Genomic DNA, 6,252 nt, shown 5'->3' on the forward strand with positions numbered 1-6,252 from the left:
GAGGTTCCGCGAGAGATCGGGCGGAAGCGTTTCGCTCCCGCCCCCTCGAGAATGAAACTAGGAAGCGTCCACGACCGGCAGCGGGCCGAGCGTTCCGTTGAAGCTTCGGCCGACCGCGAAGACGGTATACGTCGTTCCCCCGAGGACTTCGACACCGGGAATGCTCAGAGCGACGGTGCTCGAGCCCGCGGGACGAACCTCGAGGTCGTACGTCCCGGCGGGGACCTCCACGTAGTCGCTCGCCTTCTGGAACGTGACGTTTCCAAACAGGACCGGACCGCCGGCGACGGCAACGTCCACGGGGCCCGTGTCGGCACTCGCGTGGACGAAGCGGAGGCGAGCGCCCTGGCCGGTTGCGAGATCATCGAGAAGCACGAGCGGGGAAAGCGTATCCGAGGACAGGAATCCTACGGCGGCAACGGTGTACACGCTCCCAGCCTGAAGGCCGAGCGTGGCGTCGATGACGATAGGGGACGTCGAGCCCGCCGGCGTCACTTGAATGCGGTATTCGCCGGCCTCGAGGTCGAGGTAGTCGCTCACCGCCTGGTAGGGAACGTTGCTCAGTACGACGCTTCCGTTCACCCAGACATCGACGGGTGGAGCGTCGGTCGAGAGGTGCGCGACGCGGAGCCGAACGGGTCCCGCGAACGTATTCCCGCGCGGGAGCGTCGTAAGCCCGCCGGAACCGTCGACGGCCGGGGCGGTCGAAGTCGTGGGTAGGGCCGTGGGAGAGGACGGGGACGAGCCGTCATTGCAGGCAAGTCCCAATGCCGCGAATGTGACGAGCGCGGCGGTGGCAAGAACATGGGATTTCATGATTGGTACTCCTTTTTGGTTTTGGGATTCGAGTCTGCTGTCACAAGTGTTTGGTATCATTTATGTCTCCAAAAAATCTAAATAATGGCCGCGACGTCATTTGAGGTCTCATGTTGATTGCTTTGTGGCAGCGGCGGATCCGGGGGTCCCCGGCGCCGAAATCCCTCAAGAAAATCGCGGACGCAGAGTGCCTGCGAGAGGGCGGGCAGCTCGCGCCACCCACCCACTCGCCGCGACGTCATTCCATGGATGGAAGAATCACCGTGTCGATGACGTGAATGACGCCGTTCGAGGTCTCGATATCGGCTTGCACGACCTTCGCATCGTTGACGCGAACGCCGCTCTTGGCGTCGATCGAGATGCTCTGGCCCTGGACGGTCTTCGCGGAGTCGAGCTTCACGACGTCCGAGGACAGGACCTTGCCCGGAACCACATGGTAGGTAAGGACGGAGGTGAGCTTCGCCTTGTCCTTCAGAAGTTTATCCAGCGTCCCTGCCGGTAGTTTCGCGAAGGCTTCGTCGGTCGGAGCGAAGACGGTGAACGGACCGGAGCCCTTCAGTGTCTCGACCAGGCCCGCCGCCTGAATCGCCTTCACGAGCGTCGTGAACGAGCCCGCGGCGATCGCCGTGTCGACGATGTCTTTTTTTGCGTGAGTGTCGGCGACAGCGAGCGGTGCCGTGGTGAGGGCCGCGATGGCCAGGAGCGTTACGAGGGTTTTCATTGAGTTTCTTCCTTTCGTTGGGGCTTTGACGTGCGCCCCGTACCCGGAAATAGTAGACCATGGGATACGTTGTGTCAAGTAATTATCTAAAATAATATATTGACAGAATACACCGGGAAGTTGGATGGGCCTCTTCGCCGCTCATCTTTCCCACCGGCGGTGACCTCGCGCGCAGGGAAAACAGCCTTGCCGCTCCGGTCCGCGATCGATGGTCCCAATTCCTCGACTGCGTCGAATCACCCGTTCTTGAGTTAAATCGCTCCTGTCGTTCGCCGCGAGGCTCTCTGAGCGTCCAAAGAGGCCACCAACCGTCGGTAGTTACATTCCTTCCGCATCTTGGTCCGCGTCTTGCTTTTCTTGGGTCCAAGTGAAGGAAGGGAGGGACTATGAGGCCGAGGCCGCTTCGATCGATTGCGGCGGTGACAAGCTGTCTTCTCCTTGTTGCTGCCTGTCACGGACGCACCTCTCAGACGAGCGGAGCCATCGACCTATCCATCGAGCCTTCGTCCGTGCTCGAGGTGAGCGCCGACCTCATCGAGCTCGGGAGACTCACTTACCAGAAAGAGTGCGCTTCCTGTCATGGTCTCGCCGGCGATGGAGAAGGGGACGCCGCCTATCTTCTTTATCCGCGCCCACGGGACTTCACCCGGGGCGAATATCGCCTGGTCTCGACATGGGATCGCGTCCCTACTGACGAGGACCTTTTCCGAACCATTTCGCGAGGCATGCCGGGCTCGGCGATGCCTTCGTGGGCACATCTCGACGAGAGAGCTCGCTGGGGATTGGTGCATTACATCAAGACGTTCTCCACGCAGTCGATGGAGATTCGAGAAGCCTACGTTCCCACTCAGCCCTTCGAGGAGGGACGGGGTTTCTTGGAGATCCCCAGCGAGCCAGCCTACGACACTCCCGCGGCGAATCGAGCGCGAGAGCTCTACCAGCAGAACTGCGCCGCCTGTCATGGAGTGACTGGTCGCGGAGACGGCCAGCAGGAACAGGTGGACTCGAAGGGACGGCCCACCCGCCCGCGGGACCTGACCGCGGGGATCTTCAAAGGCACACCCGATCGCGAGCACGTGTACCGCCGTATCGTCGCCGGGCTCCCTGGCTCTCCCATGCCCATGAGCCCGTACATCTATGGCGAGGACGCGTGGCATCTGACGCACTTCGTGCTGTCGCTTTCGAGCCCCGAGCAGCGAGCCAAGATGGAAATGAAGAAGTTTCGCATCGTGGCGAGCCGGGTGGAGTCGCTTCCCGAGCACCCCGACGACGGGATCTGGAGGCAAACGGATGCCGTGAACCTGCACTTGATGCCGCTCTGGTGGCGAGACGACCGGCCCGAAGAGGTCACCGTCAGGGCGCTTCACGATGGGGAGGAGCTCGCGCTTCTCATGGTCTGGCCGGATGGCACCTACGATCACACCGCGATCCGGCCTCAGGATTTTCGCGACGCCGCCGCGGTCCAGTTCTCGGTGAGCGCCGATCCCCCGTTTTTCGCCATGGGCCAGCCAGGCGTGGCGGTGAATATCTGGATGTGGAAGTCCGAACGACAGGCGGACATGGAGCCAGCCTTCCAGGAGCTCGACAAGATCTATCCGAACATCGGAATCGACTCTTATCCCAACTTCCGGCGTTCTCCCCTGGAACAGCCTACGCGGAACGCGCTCACGCTCGATTCGGACCCCACGTACGTTACCGCATGGGGCGTGGGGAACATCGTCTCCAATCCGCTTCCCCAGAGTCCCGCCGAGGATCTGCGCGCCGAAGGGTTCAGCACGTTGAGAGCGCGGCCGAATATCGACCAGGCCGTCCGGGCGTCCGGCGTCTACTCGACGGGCTCTTACCGCGTGCTCTTTCGACGGAGTCTCCGGGCCGAGGGAGCCGACGGCGCGTCTCTGAGGCCCGGCGGAACGGCTTCGGTGGCGTTCGCGGTCTGGAACGGGAGCGCGGGCGATCGCGACGGAAAGAAATCAGTCACGATTTGGCAGGAATTAGTTCTTGCTCCTTGAAAGGAGTCGCTGGAGATGGATAGACGTGTGTTCCTGAAATACCTGGGCGGCGGCCTCGGCGCTTCGGTGGTCTCGCTCGATCCCGCTTGCACGTTTCTCCAGCCGGCCGTGCCGCAGGAGAACCCCCTCCATCGCACCGTGTCGCGGGAGTGGGAAAGGATCTACCACGATCAGTATCGCTACGACCGCTGGTTCGACTGGGTTTGCTCCCCCAACGACACCCACGCGTGCCGCATCCGGGCCTACGTGAGAAACGGGATCGTCGTCCGGAGCGGCTCGACCTACGACTACCAGGACTACGCCGATCTCTACGGAAACAAGGCCACCGCGAACTGGAACCCGCGCCAGTGCGCGAAGGGCTACACCTTCCATCGGGTCATCTACGGGCCCTATCGGCTTCGCCATCCCATCGTTCGGAAGGGATGGAAGCAGTGGGCGGACGCGGGCTTTCCCGTGCTCACTCCCGAGCTCCGCTCGGCGTACAAGTTCGATGACCGCGGGGGCGACGAGTTCATTCAGATCAGCTGGGAGGATGCTTTCCAAGACATCGCCCGGGCCCTCGAGGCCATCTCCCGGACCTACAGCGGCGAAGAGGGAAAAAGGCGGCTGCTGGAGGAGGGGTATCAGCCGGAGATGGTCGAGGCCATGGGCGGTGCGGGCACGCGAACGATCAAGATGCGCGGTGGCATGGGCCTCCTCGGCGTGCTCGGCAAATACGGAATGTATCGGCTCTGCAACAGCCTGGCGCTTCTGGATGCCCAGGTACGCGGCGTCGGAGCGGAGGAGGCGCGCGCGGGTCGAACCTGGTCGAACTACACCTGGCACGGCGACCAGGCGCCGGGCCATCCCTGGGTCCACGGCCTCCAGGCCTCGGATTGCGATTTCAACGACTTGAGAAGCTCCAAGCTCATCATCATGGACGGAAAGAACCTGGTGGAGAACAAGCTGACCGACTCGCACTGGTTCATCGAGTGCATGGAGCGAGGCGGGAAGATCGTGGTCATCGCTCCGGAGTACGGCCCGCCATCCACCAAAGCCGATTACTGGATTCCAATTCGACCGGGAACCGATGCCGCTCTCTGGCTTGGCATCACACGGCTCATGATGGAGAAGGGACAGTACGACGAGGACTTCGTCAAACGATTCACCGACTTCCCCCTGCTCGTTCGCCACGACAACCTGAAGCGTCTTCGCGCGGATGAAGTCTTTGCCGGCTACCAGTCGTCCCTGGGTGCAGACGGCCCTTCGATGACGATCCAGGGCTTGACGGCCGAGCAGCACGAGCAAATCGGAGACCGCGTGCTGTGGGACGAAGTCGAGAACGCACCGCGGGCCATCACCCGGGACGACGTGGGGCAGCGGATGGTGGAACGGGGCATCCGACCCGCGCTCGAGGGGACGTTCGAAGTCGCGCTCGCCGACGGGAGCACCGTGACCTGCTCGACGCTGTGGACGTTATACCAGACGCATCTCCGGGACTACGACCTCGACACCGTTTGCGAGATCACCCAGGCGCCGCGAAATCTCGTGGAGCAGCTCGCCGAGGATATCGCCACCTTCGCCCCGGTGGCCATCCATCAGGGCGAGGGCATCAACCACTGGTTCCATGCAACGGAGATGAACCGGGCCGCCTATTTGCCGCTCATGCTCACCGGCAACATCGGGAAGCCCGGCGCCGGCTGCCACACCTGGGCGGGCAACTACAAAGCGGCTCTGTTCCAGGGCGCGCCGTGGACCGGGCCCGGGTTCAAGGGCTGGGTCGCGGAGGATCCCTTCGAGCTCAATCTGGATCCGGAAACGAACGGAAGGGACATCGTCGCCCACCCGTACACCAAGGACGAGGAGCCCGCCTACTGGAACCACGGAGATCAGGCGCTCATCGTGGAAACGCCGCGCTATGGGCGGAAGAACTTCACCGGCGAGACCCACATGCCGACTCCCTCGAAGGCCATCATCTTCAACAACGTGAACCTCATCAACAACGCGAAATGGTGCTACGGGATGATCAAGAACGTGAACCCTCACGTCGATCTGATCGTGTCCTTCGACATCCAGATGACCGCATCCATCGAGTACGCGGACATCGCCCTTCCCGCCAACTCCTGGCTGGAGTTTCGCGATCTCGAGGTCACCGCGAGCTGCTCCAATCCGTTTCTTCAAGTCTGGAAGGGAGGCATTCCTCCGGTCTTCGACAGCAAGGACGATCTCACCATCCTCGCGGGCATCGCCGAGGCGCTCGGGGAGGTGACCGGGGATTCCCGCTTCCACGACGTCTTCAAGTTCGAGCACGAGGGACGCCGAGAGATTTACTTGCAGCGGCTGCTCGACAGCTGCACCACGACCAAGGGGTATACGGTTCCGGACATCATGGCCGGACGCTACGGGCCTCCGGGCGGGGCGCTCATGAACTTCCGCACCTATCCGCGCATTCCGTTCTACGAGCAGGTGCACGACGACGAGCCCTTCCATACCGACACCGGCAGGATTCATGCCTATGCGGACGTTCCCGAGGCCATCGAGTACGGCGAGAACTTCATCGTCCATCGCGAGGGGCCCGAGGCGACTCCCTATCTGCCGAACGTCATCGTGAGCACGAATCCATTCGTCCGCCCGGACGACTACGGCATTTCCTCGACGGCGGAGCACTGGGACGAGCGCACGGTGAGGAACGTGAAGATGCCCTGGCCGAGCGTAAAGACATCCAAG

General features: G+C 62.4%; 4 protein-coding genes. 2 read left to right on the top strand and 2 right to left on the bottom strand.

Going from position 1 to position 6,252, the window contains the following annotated elements; all coding sequences use genetic code 11:
• Positions 1–57: 57 nt before the first annotated feature.
• Both VEK15_10965 and VEK15_10970 read right to left on the bottom strand, forming a co-directional pair.
• Positions 58–816, bottom strand: coding sequence for a DUF4397 domain-containing protein (locus VEK15_10965; GenBank protein HXV61205.1), 759 nt, complete (start codon positions 814–816; stop codon positions 58–60).
• Between the two features lie 238 nt (positions 817–1,054).
• Positions 1,055–1,537: a fasciclin domain-containing protein gene (locus VEK15_10970; GenBank protein HXV61206.1), complete on the bottom strand. Its 483-nt coding sequence runs from the start codon at positions 1,535–1,537 to the stop codon at positions 1,055–1,057.
• Between the two features lie 386 nt (positions 1,538–1,923).
• On the opposite strand from VEK15_10970, the gene VEK15_10975 reads away from it, so the two are divergent.
• Both VEK15_10975 and VEK15_10980 read left to right on the top strand, forming a co-directional pair.
• Positions 1,924–3,546: an ethylbenzene dehydrogenase-related protein gene (locus VEK15_10975; protein ID HXV61207.1), complete on the top strand. Its 1,623-nt coding sequence runs from the start codon at positions 1,924–1,926 to the stop codon at positions 3,544–3,546.
• A gap of 15 nt (positions 3,547–3,561) precedes the next feature.
• Positions 3,562–6,252 (top strand): molybdopterin-dependent oxidoreductase (locus tag VEK15_10980; protein ID HXV61208.1); only part of this gene is annotated, 2,691 nt, incomplete at its 3' end.

This window comes from Vicinamibacteria bacterium (genome assembly GCA_035620555.1).
Taxonomy (GTDB): domain Bacteria; phylum Acidobacteriota; class Vicinamibacteria; order Marinacidobacterales; family SMYC01; genus DASPGQ01.